Source organism: Nocardia flavorosea, assembly GCF_015477805.1.
Classification (GTDB): Bacteria; Actinomycetota; Actinomycetes; order Mycobacteriales; family Mycobacteriaceae; genus Nocardia; species Nocardia flavorosea_A.
The window spans coordinates 1,406,263-1,420,890 of sequence record NZ_JADLQL010000002.1 but is presented as its reverse complement, the minus strand read 5'-3'; the positions used below and the strand labels follow the sequence as shown (position 1 = coordinate 1,420,890).

18 protein-coding genes, 1 tRNA gene and 1 pseudogene are annotated in these 14,628 nt (G+C 66.3%); 8 read left to right on the top strand and 12 right to left on the bottom strand.

From position 1 onward, the window contains the following. Window positions 1–301: 301 nt before the first annotated feature. From IU448_RS15390 to IU448_RS15380, 3 genes and pseudogenes are all read right to left on the bottom strand, one after another. Window positions 302–1,468 (bottom strand): annotated as a pseudogene (locus IU448_RS15390) (YibE/F family protein); the annotation flags it as partial. Window positions 1,469–1,893: 425 nt separating this feature from the next. After that, window positions 1,894–3,147, bottom strand: coding sequence for a pyridoxal phosphate-dependent aminotransferase (locus tag IU448_RS15385; protein WP_195056165.1), 1,254 nt, complete (start codon window positions 3,145–3,147; stop codon window positions 1,894–1,896). 84 nt (window positions 3,148–3,231) lie between these two features. After that, window positions 3,232–4,599, bottom strand: coding sequence for a helix-turn-helix domain-containing protein (locus tag IU448_RS15380; RefSeq protein WP_195056353.1), 1,368 nt, complete (start codon window positions 4,597–4,599; stop codon window positions 3,232–3,234). A gap of 243 nt (window positions 4,600–4,842) precedes the next feature. On the opposite strand from IU448_RS15380, the gene IU448_RS15375 reads away from it, so the two are divergent. Next, the gene (locus IU448_RS15375; RefSeq protein WP_228812720.1) at window positions 4,843–5,283 is read left to right on the top strand and encodes a hypothetical protein; all 441 of its coding nucleotides are present in this window, start codon (window positions 4,843–4,845) and stop codon (window positions 5,281–5,283) included. Between the two features lie 142 nt (window positions 5,284–5,425). On the opposite strand, the gene IU448_RS15370 is transcribed toward IU448_RS15375, so the two are convergent. After that, a complete protein-coding gene (locus IU448_RS15370) occupies window positions 5,426–5,938 on the bottom strand; it encodes a hypothetical protein (RefSeq protein WP_228812718.1) in 513 nt (170 codons plus the stop codon). Between the two features lie 99 nt (window positions 5,939–6,037). Between IU448_RS15370 and IU448_RS15365 the strand changes: the two genes are divergently transcribed. Continuing rightward, complete coding sequence (locus IU448_RS15365; RefSeq protein ID WP_195056163.1) at window positions 6,038–6,601, top strand: TetR/AcrR family transcriptional regulator; 564 nt, start codon at window positions 6,038–6,040, stop codon at window positions 6,599–6,601. Between the two features lie 68 nt (window positions 6,602–6,669). On the opposite strand, the gene dcd is transcribed toward IU448_RS15365, so the two are convergent. Further along, on the bottom strand, window positions 6,670–7,242 hold the full coding sequence (dcd, locus tag IU448_RS15360) for a dCTP deaminase (RefSeq protein ID WP_195056162.1): 573 nt from the start codon (window positions 7,240–7,242) through the stop codon (window positions 6,670–6,672). A 145-nt stretch (window positions 7,243–7,387) separates the two neighbouring features. On the opposite strand from dcd, the gene IU448_RS15355 reads away from it, so the two are divergent. The 3 genes from IU448_RS15355 to IU448_RS15345 all read left to right on the top strand — a co-directional run bounded on the left by IU448_RS15355 (window position 7,388) and on the right by IU448_RS15345 (window position 8,899). Beyond that, window positions 7,388–7,759 carry a VOC family protein gene (locus tag IU448_RS15355; protein WP_195056161.1) on the top strand — a complete coding sequence of 124 codons (372 nt, stop codon included), beginning with the start codon at window positions 7,388–7,390 and terminating at the stop codon, window positions 7,757–7,759. A gap of 90 nt (window positions 7,760–7,849) precedes the next feature. Next, window positions 7,850–7,923, top strand: a tRNA-Gly gene (locus tag IU448_RS15350). Between the two features lie 268 nt (window positions 7,924–8,191). Then, window positions 8,192–8,899 (top strand): DUF3800 domain-containing protein, encoded by a 708-nt coding sequence (locus tag IU448_RS15345; protein WP_195056160.1) that lies wholly within the window; start codon window positions 8,192–8,194, stop codon window positions 8,897–8,899. Between the two features lie 154 nt (window positions 8,900–9,053). On the opposite strand, the gene IU448_RS15340 is transcribed toward IU448_RS15345, so the two are convergent. Genes IU448_RS15340 through IU448_RS15330 form a run of 3 tightly spaced genes read right to left on the bottom strand, consistent with a single transcriptional unit; the run spans window position 9,054 to window position 10,724 of the window. Next, window positions 9,054–9,887 (bottom strand): helix-turn-helix domain-containing protein, encoded by an 834-nt coding sequence (locus tag IU448_RS15340; RefSeq protein ID WP_195056159.1) that lies wholly within the window; start codon window positions 9,885–9,887, stop codon window positions 9,054–9,056. Continuing rightward, window positions 9,884–10,420 (bottom strand): DUF6879 family protein, encoded by a 537-nt coding sequence (locus IU448_RS15335; protein WP_195056158.1) that lies wholly within the window; start codon window positions 10,418–10,420, stop codon window positions 9,884–9,886. Before IU448_RS15335 ends, IU448_RS15340 begins: the two co-directional genes overlap by 4 nt. Beyond that, a complete protein-coding gene (locus IU448_RS15330; protein WP_195056157.1) occupies window positions 10,398–10,724 on the bottom strand; it encodes a hypothetical protein in 327 nt (108 codons plus the stop codon). Before IU448_RS15330 ends, IU448_RS15335 begins: the two co-directional genes overlap by 23 nt. A 240-nt stretch (window positions 10,725–10,964) precedes the next feature. Here IU448_RS15330 and IU448_RS15325 point away from each other — a divergent pair, with 240 nt between their 5' ends. The 3 genes from IU448_RS15325 to IU448_RS15315 all read left to right on the top strand — a co-directional run bounded on the left by IU448_RS15325 (window position 10,965) and on the right by IU448_RS15315 (window position 12,123). Next, entirely contained in the window at window positions 10,965–11,225 is a 261-nt protein-coding gene (locus IU448_RS15325; protein WP_195056156.1) for a hypothetical protein, read from the top strand. Then, window positions 11,222–11,524 carry a hypothetical protein gene (locus IU448_RS15320; protein WP_195056155.1) on the top strand — a complete coding sequence of 101 codons (303 nt, stop codon included), beginning with the start codon at window positions 11,222–11,224 and terminating at the stop codon, window positions 11,522–11,524. The genes IU448_RS15325 and IU448_RS15320 overlap by 4 nt, the downstream gene beginning before the upstream one ends. A gap of 77 nt (window positions 11,525–11,601) precedes the next feature. Further along, on the top strand, window positions 11,602–12,123 hold the full coding sequence (locus tag IU448_RS15315; RefSeq protein WP_195056154.1) for a hypothetical protein: 522 nt from the start codon (window positions 11,602–11,604) through the stop codon (window positions 12,121–12,123). 65 nt (window positions 12,124–12,188) lie between these two features. On the opposite strand, the gene IU448_RS15310 is transcribed toward IU448_RS15315, so the two are convergent. The 4 genes from IU448_RS15310 to IU448_RS15295 are packed head-to-tail and all read right to left on the bottom strand — an operon-like array spanning window position 12,189 to window position 14,621. Further along, a complete protein-coding gene (locus tag IU448_RS15310) occupies window positions 12,189–12,710 on the bottom strand; it encodes a hypothetical protein (RefSeq protein WP_195056153.1) in 522 nt (173 codons plus the stop codon). Next, window positions 12,710–14,080: a hypothetical protein gene (locus IU448_RS15305; protein WP_195056152.1), complete on the bottom strand. Its 1,371-nt coding sequence runs from the start codon at window positions 14,078–14,080 to the stop codon at window positions 12,710–12,712. The genes IU448_RS15310 and IU448_RS15305 overlap by 1 nt, the downstream gene beginning before the upstream one ends. After that, window positions 14,068–14,457: a hypothetical protein gene (locus IU448_RS15300; protein ID WP_195056151.1), complete on the bottom strand. Its 390-nt coding sequence runs from the start codon at window positions 14,455–14,457 to the stop codon at window positions 14,068–14,070. The genes IU448_RS15305 and IU448_RS15300 overlap by 13 nt, the downstream gene beginning before the upstream one ends. Further along, complete coding sequence (locus IU448_RS15295; protein WP_195056150.1) at window positions 14,454–14,621, bottom strand: DUF7620 family protein; 168 nt, start codon at window positions 14,619–14,621, stop codon at window positions 14,454–14,456. Before IU448_RS15295 ends, IU448_RS15300 begins: the two co-directional genes overlap by 4 nt. Window positions 14,622–14,628: the final 7 nt, after the last annotated feature.

The window sequence follows — 14,628 nt, the reverse complement described above, 5'->3', positions numbered from 1 at the left end:
GACGCCGGCCCGGAGGCGGGCCACCGAACCGCTGCTGTGGATTCCACGGCTGCTGCGGGCCCGGCGGTTGCCGGCCGGAAGTCTGCGGGCCGGTGCGCGGCGACCTCTGTGGGCCTGGTTGTTGCCGCGGGTCGATGGCGGAGCGTGGCCCCGAACGGGGATCGGGGGTGCCGGGGCGCCGGACCCGGGGTTGGTCGCCAGTGGTCGGCCACGGTTCGTAGTCGCGATCGGCCCGGCGCCGCGGCCCCGTTTCAGGCCCCCCGTCCGGCCGCGGCGCCGCGCGGTGGCTGCCGGTATCGGTGTGCCGGCGGGACTTGGGCTTACCCACGGGCGCGGGCGGTTTCGGCGTACCGAACGGCCGGGCGAGCAGCACCGCGATCCCGGTGGTCAGCGGTACCGAGAGCGCCAGGCAGATACCACCGACCGCGGACCTCGCGATCTCGATCGCGACGGCGTCACCCACCAGCACATCCCGGATGGGCCGGCCGGCCACGCTGAACAGCAGTAGCAGCGGTAGTGCGCCACCCGCGTAGGCGAGTACCAGGGTGTACACGGTGCTGGCGATATGGTCGCGGCCGACTCGCATCGCTGCCGCGAAAATCTCTCCCCGCGAGGCTTTCTTGTCCAGTTCGGCGAGTTCGAAGGCTGCCGATGCTTGGGTGATCGTGACATCGTTGAGTACACCGAGCGAGCCGATGATGAATCCGGCCAGCAGCAGCCCGGTGATGCTCACATGCTCGATATAGGTGGCGACGTTCGTGTTCTGTTCCTCGGACAGACCGGTCAGCGTGGTCGCTTCGATAACGATCCAGGACAGCACCGCGGCGATCACCATCGACGTCAAGGTCCCCAGCAGTGCCGAACTGGTGCGTAGATTCACGCCGTGGGCCAGGTACAACACCGCATACAAGATCAGCGAACCGGCCACCAGCGCAACCGGTATCGCGGGTTTGCCGTCCAGCAGTGCCGGCAGCAGGAACATCACCAGGACGGCGAAGGCGAAGCCCAGGCCGAGGATCGCGCGGACACCGCGCCAGCGGGCGATCACCACGATCACCACGACGAATACGAGGAAGATAACGCTGAGCGGGAACCCGCGGGCGTAATCGTCGAACGAATACAGCGGCGTTCCGTCCGGCGCCTGCTGCCGCACGATCCGCAGTTCGTCGCCGGCGGCCAGATCGGGCTGGCCCGGTCCGGGGGCGATTTCGAGCAGCGTGTGCCGGCCGGCGTGCGGCCCGGATTCGATGGCGATCAAGCTGCGCTGGCAGTCGTAGACCTGCATCGGCGGCGGTGTCGGTTCCCCCTCGAAGACCCGGCCGATGGAGGGACTGCCGCAGGCGCCGAGGTCTTGGCGGATAACGGTTCCGGCTTCGGTGACCACCGCCGTGCCGTCGGCGTTCTGCATGGGCAGCGGGATATCGACCTGTTGCCGGTCGGGCCAGAGCGCGATGGTGGCGACGACCACGACGACGCCGATCGCGATCAGCAGTCCGACCACCACGCGGGCGGCGGTGGCGCCGATGGCGATCGGCCGGGAGTGATCGTGATGGTGATGGTGGTCGCTCACGCGGCTCAGCCTAGAGGATTCACCGGATGCCGCGACGGCCTGCGGATGGCCTCTACGCTGGGAATTCGGCAAGGCGCCGGAGACTCTCGGGAAGGGGCGGCGGAGAGCAGGGGGATGTCTCCGCCGCCCGGGGGCAGGCGCCCAGGGGGGGTAGGCGGCCTAACCCGAGGACCAGGTTGCCCAGGGGGGGTAGACAACCTGGCCGGGCACTCGAAGTGCCGAAGCCCACTGTACACATAAGATCCGCTTTTGTGCCAGTGGGTTCAGAAAATTGGCAATAATCCGGACGAAAGGTCTGTTTTTACCCAGCGTTCTCCGCCTCGCTACTGGCGGTAGCTCGCCAGGAAATTGCCGAAACGCTCGATGGCAACCGCCAGATCACGCGCCCAGGGCAGGGTCACGATGCGCAGATGATCGTGGTCCGGCCAGTTGAAACCGGTGCCCTGCACCATCAGGATCTTCTCCTGGAGCAGCAGGTCTTGAACCAGTTTCTCGTCGTCGTGAATCTCGTGGACTTCGGGATCCAGCCTAGGGAATGCATACAGCGCACCCCGCGGTTTGACGCACGACACGCCGGGAATGGCATTCAATCGTTCCCAAGCCATATCCCGCTGCTCGAGCAGGCGCCCGCCCGGCAGGATCAGGTCATCGATGCTCTGATAGCCGCCCAGCGCCACCTGGATGGCGTGCTGCGCCGGCACATTCGGGCACAGCCGCGAGGACGCGAGCAGATCGATCCCCTCCAGAAAACCGGACGCATGATCCTTCGGGCCGGTGATCGCCAGCCACCCCGAGCGGTAACCCGCCACCCGATAGGCCTTGGACAGGCCGTTGAAAGTGAGACACAGCAGATCCGGCGCCAGCGTCGCCAGCGAAATATGTTTGGCGTCGTCGTAGAGGATCTTGTCGTAGATCTCGTCGGCCAGCAGCAGCAGCCGGTGCTTACGGGCCAGGTCCACGAGTTGCTGCAGCACCTCCGCCGAGTACACCGCCCCGGTCGGGTTGTTCGGGTTGATCACCAACAGGGCCTTGGTCCGGTCGGTGATCTTGGCTTCGAGATCGGCGATATCGGGCTGCCAACCGTTGCTCTCATCGCACAGATAGTGCACCGGCGTACCGCCGGCCAGGCTGGTCATGGCCGTCCAGAGCGGGTAGTCGGGGGCGGGGATCAGCACCTCGTCACCGTTGTCCAGCAGTGCCTGCATCGTGATGGTGATCAGCTCGGAGACGCCGTTGCCCAGGTAGACGCTGTCGACGTCCAGCTCCGGAAAGCCCGGGACCAGCTCGTAACGGGTGACGATCGCCCGCCGCGCGGACAGTATCCCCTTGGATTCCGAGTACCCCTGCGCGTTCGGCAGGGCGGCGATCATATCCCGCATGATCACATCGGGCGCCTCGAACCCGAACGGCGCCGGATTGCCGATATTGAGCTTCAGGATCCGATGGCCCTCCGCCTCCAGCCGTGCCGCATGTGCGTGTACCGGTCCACGGATCTCGTAGACGACGTTCTGCAGCTTCTTCGACTGCTCCAGAATCCGGGGGGCGGGATGCGAATGGCCAGTACTCACCCGATCCATGGTGCCACCAGCGGCAAGGGGATATCCGGCCCGGCCCCGGTACCTGCGCGTACGGCTACCGGGCGAGCGGGTTCGACGTCGCGGTCACCCCGCCCCCGGGGGCAGGCTGCGGGTGGGTGTGGAACCGCAGAATTCCTCGATCTGCTCGTCCAGGGACCGGGCCTGCGCAACGCCGCGATAGCTGGGGGCGCAGATCCGCCGGCGTACCCCGGTGAGCCGTTCCTCCAGCTGCGCGATGCGCTTGTCCTCGGCCAGTTCGAGCACCGGTGACAGCGCCTCCGCCGCGCCGTCGAGACTGCCATTGATCAGATGAGCGGCCGCCGAATCCACCCGGGCCAGCGCTTCGGCGCCGTAGGAACGCTGACGCGCCGGCCCGCTGAGATACAGCTCGATCGTGCGTTCCGTGGCGGCCAGCGCCGGTTCGGCGAGACCGAGATGGATATAGGTGGCGCCCGCATAGTAGCTGGCCTTGGCCTCGGAGAAGCCGAACACCCCGCCCACTTCGTCGTGCAATCCATCGGTGGTCGCGCTCTCGCTCGCCGCAGCGGCAGCCCGGATACAACGCTCGGTATCGGCCGCACTACCGATCTTCGACCAGATCCGCGCCTCGATATTGTGCAGGCGCACCGCGGCGGTGGCCGAATCCGCGTACTGCTGCCCGCTCTGCGCCAGGGCGAGTGCCCGATGCGGCCGTTCGGACCAGTACTCGATGAGTGCGTGCATCCCCCGCGCCCACGCGCGCAACCCATTGTGACCGCAGATCTCGCCGTAGGCCCAGGCCGCCCGGATCTGCTCACCGGCAGCATCCAGGTACCCCAGGTCGGTACTCGCGTTGGCGAGCAAACCCGACAACGACCCGGCCAGCAGGTATAGGTGACTGGTGTCGGACGGGCGCTGATGCCCCTCCAGCAGCCGGTACACCCGGCGGCGCACCCGCAGCATCTCCACCATCATCGGCATCGGCGGAGTGTGGACGTAATCGTTCGCGATCCGGGTGACATCCGCGTCGAGCTGATCCAAGGTGCTGGGCCCGATATTCGTCGCCTCGGCCCGGCCGGCGTGATCGCTCGCCTCGTGTGCTGCCGCCATGATCAGATCCCTCTCCGAAATCGCCGCCGCCCCGTCCCCACGCACCGCACCGCTGTCGACGAGGGCGAGGAGTTCGGCGTCATTGGAATAACTTCCGCGCACCGCGGTGGGGCCGCCGACGGGGCCGGAAACCGGGTCGGCGGTCAATGCGGCGAACCGGCTCCGCTCGACATCATCGGATCTGGCCAGGCAGGTGTCGAGGGCAGCTTGGTTGACGGGACGCGGATGCACCCGGTTGCCGCCGGCCTCCCATTTGGACACCAGGCGTTCGTGCACACCCAAATGTGCCGCGAACTCCCGGATGCTCATCCTTTTGGCCTCGCGAAGCGCCCGGGCCTCCCTTCCAGACCATTGGCCGACCACGTTGTCACCCTTTCCGAACGATTTCTTCCCCAGGGTACGAGCCGAATGTGACTGCAACCACAAGGAATTTCGTTACCGCTGCGAATGGCAGCGCAAGGGCAGTGGAACGCAAGCACGAAGGCGGTTCCGGCACGCCCGTCCAGGCGGGATCCTGGAAAGACAGAAGCGAGACCGCCACCGGCCGTGGCCCGGCACGCCAGGGAGGCCCGGCACGCCAGGGAGGCAAGGGGATTCACCGTGAATGTGGAAAAGCTCAGAACGGTCGACGACTGGGCCGCCTACTATCGTCACGAATTCGGTTTACCGGCCACCGAACGCGGCGGTTTCGTGATGCTGCCGATCACCAGCCGGGCCTGCGTCATCCACCTGCCCACCGAACGCGCGCGCGCCGTCCGCGAACTGCTGGACTCACGGGATATCCGGGTTCCCGTGCTGGCCCGTCAGATTCGCTGGAGTTTTGTGGCCTATCCGGATCGCCGGCCCGATCCCGAAGTGGTGGAAATGCTGCACCGCATCGAAATCGACATTCCCGGCGTGGGCAGTGCGGTCATGCTGCCCACCGGGATGGGCCGCTGGAACCGGGAAGGCTGCAACTGGGTGGTGCCGCCCGAACGCGACGGCCTGCTACCCCCACTGTCCTCGGTTATCAACGCCGCACTCCTGGCGGGCGGCAACCGGGAATGACCGGGGATGGGGTTACGCCGGGCGGCTCACGAGGCGGGCCGGCGTAACCCGCCCGCGGCGCCGACGGGTGACCGTGGGGACAGGCTGTCCCAGGACAGCCGCCGTGGTACCGGGCCGGCCATCTGCCCCGACCGGTCCGGTATCACGGATGTGGCCGCAGAATTCGCTGTGCGGCGGGTAGCAGTTCGGGCGCGAACCGGCGATGCCCCCGGGAAGCGAATGTCCAGATGCGCTCGCCGATCGGCCGCTCGTACCGCACGAAGGTGGCCAGGGAAACACTGTTTTCCTCGACCTCGATCACGAGACTGCCGGTGAGCAACCAGGACCGGGCTGCGAGAGTGATCCAGGTTTCACCGAGTTCGACGATCTCCCATCCGGCCACATGCTCGGGGGACGACCGCCGGGCGAGCCGGAGTCCCAGCAGACCGCGCCAGATCAGCCGGCCTTTGATTCCGGCGACGGTGTCGAGCGCCGCCCGCGCCCACGCTTGCGGTGTCCCGGCCGCCGCCGCGGCGGTGACCAGCGTGAACTGATCGATGTAGTCGTATCCGGTCGACGCGCTGCGCGCTCGGGTCGAGTCGGTGATGTTGTACTGCTGAAATGCGATCGGATCGGGGTGGCCTTCGACCACACGGTCCGGGGAAGGGTCAGTCATCGCCGCATCTCCCTCTGCCTGTTATACGGTGGCGTATATCAACGCTACCGCAGATATACGGCGGCGTATAGATGTCCGACGGTGAGGGGAGACACAACAATGGGAACGGCGCGCACACCGAGTGCCGACTGGATAGACGAAGGTCTGCGTACCCTCGCTCACGGAGGTCCCGACGCAGTCCGCGTCGAAGCACTCGCGAAAAAACTGGGCGTCACCAAGGGCGGCTTCTACGGCTACTTCGCCGACCGCAACGCCCTGCTCGAAGCCATGCTGGACACCTGGGAGCGGCGCAGTGTCGACGAGGTCCTCGACAGCGTCGACCGCGAAGGCGGCGCCCCACGGGCCAAAATCCAGCGCGCCGGCGCACTCACCCTCTCCCCGGAACTGCTACCGATCGACCTCGCGATCCGCGACTGGGCCCGCCGCGACGAAGCCGTGGCCGCCCGCCTGCGCCGGGTGGACAACCAGCGCATGCGGTTGCTGCGCGAGATGATCGGCGCCTACTTCACCGACCCGGTCGAGATCGAAGCCCGCAGCCTGCTCGCCTTCAGTACGCGAATCGGCATGCATTTCCTGGTCGCCGACCCACCCGGCGGTGTGGACCGCGCCGCCATCATGGCCCGGGCCACCGATATCGTGCTCGGCCCACCCGAGAAACACTGAACGCATCGCCCAGCCGGCAAAAGCAGCACGTCCCCCAGGGCCGGGTCAACGGTTGCCCACCGGCCGCCTCAGTCCCGGGGCGGGAAGTTCAGATACGCCCGCGACGGCGTCGGCCCGCGCTGCCCCTGATACTTCGAGCCGGTGCCCGCACTGCCGTACGGGTTCTCCGCCGGACTGGTCAACCGGAACAGGCACAACTGCCCGATTTTCATCCCCGGCCACAACGTGATGGGCAGATTCGCCACATTCGACAGTTCGAGGGTGATGTGCCCGCTGAACCCGGGGTCGATGAACCCGGCCGTCGAATGAGTGAGCAACCCCAGCCGGCCCAGACTCGACTTACCCTCCAACCGGCCCGCCAGATCGTCGGGCAGGCTGCACACCTCCAGCGTGGACCCGAGCACGAATTCTCCCGGATGCAGCACGAACGGTTCACCCGCAGCGGGCTCCACCAGACTCGTCAGCTCGTCCTGGCGCTGCGCCGGGTCGATATGGGTGTAGCGGGTGTTGTTGAACACCCGGAACATCCGGTCCAGCCGCACGTCGATACTGGACGGCTGGACCAGGTTGTCCTCGAACGGTTCGAGCCCGAGCCGCCCGGCGGCGAACTCCGCCCGGATATCACGATCGGAAAGCAGCACGCCACGAGCGTAGCGACCGCGATCCGGGCAGGTGGCCCCGGTCCGGCGGCACCGTTTCCTGTCATACCTCGCGGGCACACTGCACCTGACCGACGCAGCTCCGACGACCCGCCGACATTCGCCGGCCCAACGAGGAGGAATGCCCATGTCCGACACCAGCTCGCACACCCACCACGGCATCGACTACATCGAACTCACCGCCACCGACCTGGAAGCCGCGAAAACCTTCTACCGCTCCGCCTTCGGCTGGGAATTCAACGACTACGGCCCGCAGTACGCCGGTATCCGCCGCTTCGACGGCAGCGAAGGCGAAGCGGGCGGCCTGGCCGCCGGTTCCGAGGTCCGCACCGGCGGCCCCCTGGTCCTGCTCTACTCGAACGACCTCGACACCAGCTTGCGTTCCGTCGGCGCCGCCGGCGGCACGGTCACCGAAGGCCCCTTCGATTTCCCCGGCGGCCGCCGCTTCCACTTCACCGACCCCAGCGGCAACCAACTCGGCGTCTGGTCCGAAGCCTGACCGAGGCCGTGCACCGGGGCCGGAATCGGCGAAAGATTTCGGCCCCCGGTCGGCCCTCTGCTAAGCTCGCCTTCGCGCCGACAGGCGTGCGCCGGTGTAGTTCAATGGCAGAACTTCTGCTTCCCAAGCAGACAGCGCGGGTTCGATTCCCGTCACCGGCTCCACCAGAAAATGTACGCTGACCAGGCGAAATAAGAGAAGCCAACCTCCAGGGCATTTGGGTACTGTACCCAAAACTGTACCCTATGCGCCGATTCTGGATTGGAACCCGAATCGGGCGAATCGCCCCAGCTCAATGCATGCCCGCTGGTTGCTACAGGCCTCAGTCCGATGGTCCCGGGAACTCGCCACGGACATCGGGATCCGTTGCGCGAGTGGGGCACAGCCGCACAATCCCGCATGCTGGAAGCTCTGACCGGATAGAGTCGGCCGGTGCTTCTGGCCTACATCGACGAAACTTACAAGCGCGGAGAGGAGCATTGGGTTTCCGCGCTGGCCTGCCCGGCCGACTCCATTCCCGAAATAACAGCCGCTCTGGACGAAGTAGTGGAGCGTGCCGTCGATAGGTTTCCCGAACTTGACGAGGATGCTGAACTCCATGGATACGAGGTCGACGCCGGGAGCGGTCACTGGGAGCCCCTGAAGGGGAAGGCCCGGGCCCGGGTATCCGTCTACCGAGACGCCGTGGAAACTATCGCGTCGTTCGAGGATCTGGCATGGTTTCGTGGCGGACTCATCGAGCGCAAGGTCGATTGGCATGCCAGCAACGACCCGCACGAATGGTCGCTGAAGTTCACCCTGGAAAAGCTCAACGTCCACGCGAAGAACCAAGATCAGCACATCCTGTGCATCTGCGACGAGGTTCAGAACCGGGATGTCTACCGAGAGAAACTGCAGGACTACCGGAGAAACGGAACGGGCGGGTACACGCCTTCACGGCTGCCGCGGATCGCCGATACCTTGCACTTCGCTCCGTCCTGTCACAGCAGGATGGTGCAGGCGGTGGATATGGTCACCTACGTCCTCAACAGGCACCGGCATCCGGCGGAGCACGAGAAGACCAGGGCGTTCTATGCCGAACTCTGGGACATGCTGGAAGATTTGCGGGCCCGCGGCTCTGTGCGTTACTGGCCATTGTGATATTCGTCTCCAGACGCACGACGACCCCGCACGCTGGCGGGGTCGAAGGCGGGTGGGAATCCCTCAAGGGGATGTCCTGTAATCCAGGATAATCGGTTGCAGTCGAATCTGCGGGAGATCGCGGTAACGATCACAGAACGCGGTGCGCCGAGGGTTAGGTGCGCTTCTCCAGTGCGACTGTGATCAGCTCCCGGGCGCGGTCGCCGTACGCCGCCTGTTTGCTCAGCGCCTTCCATGCCTTCTCATACAGCGCCAGCTCCGACGCCGTCACCACCGTCAGCTCTGCGCTGATGGTCTCGATCATCGCGACCCGGTTGTCCAGGATGTCGAAGGACGTCGTGATGTAGGTGAACTCGGCAGTCAGCGGCACCACACCGAAGATGAGCCGAGGATTGTCGAACGCGGTGTCAAGCAGGTGCCGGAGCTGGCCGGCCATCACGGCATCGTCGCCGACCGTCTTGTACAGGGCGGCCTCGTCGGCCAAGAGCACGAACCGGTGCCGGATCTGATCCAGGACCAACTGCCGCTGCATCCTCGCCGCAACCGCCGCCTCGAGATCATCGGGGGTGTCCAGGAACCGGATGCACTGGGCGAGTACCGCACGGGCGTAGTCCTCGGTCTGCAACAGCCCCGGCAACACCACCGGCGCATAGACGCGCTGCAGCCGGGCCTGCCCCTCGATCTCGACAGCCCGTTTCTGCCGGCGGGCGTGCCCGGATGCCGCGACCCGCTTCCATTCCGTCCACTGAGCTTCCAGATTGCGCAGCGCGGCCACCAGATCCGGTTTCGCCAGCCGCGCATCGCACACCTCGCACCAGACACCGATATCGGTCTCCGACGGTGTGCGCTTACCAGTTTCGATCCGTGACGTCTTCGACCAGTGCCAGCCGGCCGCGAGACTGAACTGGCGGCCGTCCAGGCCCGCGTCCCTACGAAGCTCGCGGAGACGCGCGCCCAGAGCTTGCCTGAGCCGCAGAACATCGGTCACGGGGAGTGCCGGCTCCGGTAGATGTCCGACGGGACCGCCGCGGCCAGCACCCGGTCGCGTATGGCCATCGCGTTGCTGACGAGAACCGGGTCCTCGGTCACTGCCCCGCCGATCCAGAATCCGCGGTCGTCGAACAGGCTGAACGACACGAGACGGTTGTCGAGCAGCCAGAAATCGTCACTCGCGGCGTCCGCCGGGTGCGCGTCTTGGCGGGCGAGGTACCGGACCTGTTCACCGGCCGCCTCGTTGTGCCGGGCAAGCGCCAGCAGATACCGGGTGTAGACGGTGTGTGGCTCGCTGACGATCCGGACACGCCGCATTGTGACACCGCGCTCGGTCATCCGCCGGACCTGATCGGTCCACGAATCGAACCACTCCCCGCCGGGATCGCTGGACTCGTCTTCCCGCCACTGGCGAAGCGACTCCGACTCCGTCTCCGCCAGGTAGTCGTCACTGGTTTCGAGGTGGAACGCAGACGTTTTCGCCTCGTCGAGAAGCCGGTCGAACGGATCACCGCCGAGGACTTGGCGCATCCGGCGTCACCTCCTGCCCGATGGGGACCTCGACGGCGGCTTCGTGGCCGGGAATCTTCATGATCGCCAACGCTTCCGAATCGGTGATCGGGGTACCGGTCAGCAGGAACGTCCCGTGTCCGGTGTCCTGCAGTCCGGCAATGCATGTCCCGGGTTCGGTGTGGAAGAGCAGGCGATGGGGGATCTCGATGCGGTCGTCGTGGTCGGTTTTCCAGCCCTGGACAGCGAATGTGCCGCGGTCGGTTTCGTAAAGACGGGGAGAGCCTTGCCCGCCGCTGGGGCCGCCGAGGAATCTGACGTGCATGATGGTCACCTTTGCAAAGGAGTGCGTGGGATGAGTTCCATAGTCCCAGGTAAATCATCGCTGGTGCAATGGTTCTGGCACTTTCTGGCACTTTTGTAGCCCGCGGGGCGGTCTGGTTCATACCGTCGTCTTAGCCCCGGCGTCGGCTCTCTTATCCCCGATGCCGTGTCGCATACCGTCGGCCGACGATCCAGCGCCGGGGCGCTCACCACTACCGCCTCGCCCTGGGGAGACGACACCATGAGCAAGCCGACCCTGCTCCCGGTCCGGACACCGGCCCGGGCCGCCACACTCCAACGCTGGCACAACACCAACCGCGGGTTGATCCAGCGCACCCTCGACGGGCTCCGCGCACTCGATCACCCCGCCGGCTGCCGCGCCGGCGTCGGCCCGATCAACTCCTACGCGCACGCGCACCAGATCCTCGCCGTGCACGCCAAACACCACGACTGCCCGCGGTACAGCGCGGCGATGGACTACACGCAGGCGATCCGACCGTGAGGCGCGCGATCGTGCTGCGCCGCGACGAGACCGACCCCGGTGATATCGACAAGTGCACCGAGCAGCACGAACTGGAAGTGGTCTTCACCGTCACAACCGAGACCGAACATCCTCGGCTGGCCGTGATGATCGCCGTCGAGCACATCCTCGACCACCGCGCCGAGGTAGTCGTCATCCCATACCTGACCCCGGACGCAGTATGGGCCGCCCGGGAATGGCTCGCGCTCGCCGAACTGGTCGACGTGGTGATCGCAGGCGGTGAGCTACTCGACGGCGACGACCGATTCGCCCGGCCCTGAAACGCCGAATGCGCCCCCGCCGATCATCGATCAGCGGGGGCGCATTCTCGTGCCCCCACAACGAACCAGGGGACAGCATGACCACACCGGACGACCAGACGGACAGACGCCGGCGCACGAACAAGATGATTCTCATCGCAACCGGATCCGCGCTCGCAGTGATCGCACTGATCGTGATCGTCGGCGCGATCGCGGGCGGCGACCAGACCGATACCGCGGACGCGCCGGCCACGACCACCGCGGTCGTCGCACCGTCGACCGCAACGGTCCCCGTGGTGCCTGATCCACGATGCGCACCGGCGGCTGAGGACATCGTCGCCATGGTCGCGGCCGGCCTCACCGTCGACGGCCAGACTCTCACGAACGCAACCGTGATCAACGACGCCGGTACGACGTATTTCGGTGCGACGATCGTCGACACTGCGGGCGAGATGGAAAGCCGGTCGGACGTATGGATACTGCGTGGCGGCGGGGTGTTTGCTGCGACCGGTGGGGCGCGGAATAGCTCGAGCTATCCCAAAGCCTCGGATATCGGTGTCTCGTCGGCGGATCCCGCGATCGCTGCCGTTGACGCCTGCGTCGTCGAGCTGACCCGCTGACCGGCCGCAGATAGGGCGAAACCGCCCCGACCGTTCTCGGTCAGGGCGGTTTGCTGCGGGGGATTTCAGGATGCGGGGATCATGCGGATGGTCCCGCCAGTGACAACAGACATGTCGTTGTTGTCGCTGGAATCCGCCTGCAGCGTGACGATGTCACCGACGCTGTACGCGGTAGCCCCGTGTGACAGCGGGTACGCCTTCGGCGACCCAGAGCTACCGAACGTCAAGGTAGTACCGGTGATCAGGGTGGTCGTTGTACCCGAGACGGTGCGTGCCAGCCGCAGTGTTACATCCCGATTCAGGAAGCTACTGTTTGCCACGGTCAGATTCGTTTGGATGGTGTAGGTGCCGGCCGTCGTGACTAGGATCCCGTCACCCGACAAAGTGGTTCCCGCATCCGGTGTCCAGCCGGTCACGGTCCCGTACGAACTCTGTATCAGGAACGCGCCATTCTTGGTCATTCCGAGCTGTGAGATCGACTGCCAGATCAGCCCCAGCCCGAGGCCGCTCACCTTCCTGATATTCCCAAGGCCCAGCCCGCTTACCTTCTTGATCTCGCCCAGCCCGAGCCCGGATATCTTCGGCATCACGCGCCCCGCAGGTAGATCCAGTCGGCCTGTTCCACGCCGCCCGGCTGAGTGGCGATGAGCGCGGTGTATTGCGCCTCGGTGCCCGCCCAGACTGTGACGCTGGTCGGGGTGCCGTTCTTCTGAAACGCCATGATTCCCGCCGCCATTTTCGCGAGTGCGATCGCGGCGCCGGTGGCGATGTCGCCGTTGACGATGGTGCCGTCGGCGATCTTGGCCGAGGTGACCTGCCCGTCCCCGATCGCCGCGGTATCGACTGCGCCGTCCGCCAGCTCGGCCGCGCCGATGGCGTTGTCGGCGATTTGCGCGCCGGTGATCGCGTTTGCTGCGATCTTGCCGGCGGTCACCGCGAGATCCGCAATTGCCGCGGTATCGACTGCGCCGTCCGCCAGCTCGGCCGCGCCGACAGCGTCCGCCGCGATCTGAGCCGAAGTCACCGCATCATCGGCGATCATCGCCTCGGTCACCGAACCGGCCGCGAGAGTCTGACTGGTCGCGGTCGACCCGGCCAGCACCCCACCGAACTGCAGGATGCCCTTCGTGCTGCCGGTGGCGTCCGGCGCGGATGGGCCTACTTCGCCCGTATCGCCCTTCGGCAGGGTCACGTCCATAGTCCACCCGGGAGGACCGCCATATACGGCCACGGCAGCCGGGTCGCCCGGTGCGCCGGTAGTCACGGTGCCGACGGTCAGGTCGAACGAGTTGACCGCCGCTGCAGCGTCCGTCGCCGCGGTCTCGGCTGCGGTCTCGCTGGCCGCTGCCGCGGCGGCAGCGTTGGTCGCGGCCTCGATCTGTGGGATCGTCACTGGGTCGAGGTCTTCCCCGTTGTCCAGCTCGAACACCAGCGCATCACCGACCAGGCTCACGCCCACAACGGACAAGCCGCGCACTACGGCCTCGCCATTGCTCGCCGGCACCGGAGATACCAGCGTCAAGTCCACCAGGCCGGACGAACCTGCATCTGGATTCTCGGGGTCTGGCCCTGGCTCATACTCCGGGACAAGGAAGCTGAACGGGGCGATGTTGACCGGCGAGCCCTCATAGTTGAGGTCGAAGGTCACCCGCCACGTCCAGCCGCTGGGATTGGTGGTGTCCGCCGTGGGCGCCACCAGCTTCACCCCACGGTCACCGCGCCACGTCAGGTAACCGAACTCATCCAAGCTCACCTTGTAGTGCTGCGGCAGCTGCACATACGTGGCCGGGTCCGGCTCGGCCGTAGCCACCAGCACCTTGGGCGCGCCCGCGGTGAACGTCAACGTCCCCGACAGCGGTGGAAACTCGGGCAGATCCTCGATGTCCGGGCCGTCCACGATGTTCGCCAGGAAACGGCCGACGACCTTGCCGTACTTCAATGGGGTCAGGGATGCCACTCGGAGCCCTCCACGTTCTTGTCACGCTGCATCCACACCAGCCGCAGCAGGAGATTCAGGATCGTCACCGCTACCCCGAGGAGCAGTAGGGGGCGGATATATTCGCGGCCCCAGTACCCGGCGTCGGTCAGCGCGTTCGCTGTGCCGTGTGCCGCGATCGCTGCGATGCACAGCATGAGGCGCATGATGTTGCGGCCGGCCGCAGTGGACCGCCAATTCGACCGCCACGCATAGACCGCGACGAACGCGCTCGACAGCACACCGATCGACGCGAGCATTCCAGCGCTGACCGCGTTGTGATCCGGCACGAGGATCACAGCGAGAACCCCGGCAACTGTGGTCAGCGCGACGACGATATGGCTCAGGTGAGGACTCACGACGACGCCTTCCTCCTCAGCGCAAGTTCGATCGATTCCCCGAAATGGTTGCGGTCGATCGCCAGCCGCAGCTCCTCGGCGATCGCATCCACCTGCCCTCGGCGCGCAGTGATCCGGCGATGCTGGGCGCGGGCGCGCTCCACTTCCGCCCGCGCCTCCCGCACCCCCGCA

Bases quoted from the DNA above. Each gene is read 5' to 3' on its own strand.
- IU448_RS15365 (WP_195056163.1), top strand. From the start codon at position 6,038: ATGGGAACGGCGCGCACACCGAGTGCCGACTGGATAGACGAAGGTCTG.
- IU448_RS15370 (WP_228812718.1), bottom strand. From the start codon at position 5,938: ATGACTGACCCTTCCCCGGACCGTGTGGTCGAAGGCCACCCCGATCCG.
- IU448_RS15330 (WP_195056157.1), bottom strand. From the start codon at position 10,724: ATGCACGTCAGATTCCTCGGCGGCCCCAGCGGCGGGCAAGGCTCTCCC.
- IU448_RS15325 (WP_195056156.1), top strand. From the start codon at position 10,965: ATGAGCAAGCCGACCCTGCTCCCGGTCCGGACACCGGCCCGGGCCGCC.
- IU448_RS15315 (WP_195056154.1), top strand. From the start codon at position 11,602: ATGACCACACCGGACGACCAGACGGACAGACGCCGGCGCACGAACAAG.
- IU448_RS15355 (WP_195056161.1), top strand. From the start codon at position 7,388: ATGTCCGACACCAGCTCGCACACCCACCACGGCATCGACTACATCGAA.
- IU448_RS15385 (WP_195056165.1), bottom strand. From the start codon at position 3,147: ATGGATCGGGTGAGTACTGGCCATTCGCATCCCGCCCCCCGGATTCTG.
- IU448_RS15310 (WP_195056153.1), bottom strand. From the start codon at position 12,710: ATGCCGAAGATATCCGGGCTCGGGCTGGGCGAGATCAAGAAGGTAAGC.
- IU448_RS15335 (WP_195056158.1), bottom strand. From the start codon at position 10,420: ATGCGCCAAGTCCTCGGCGGTGATCCGTTCGACCGGCTTCTCGACGAG.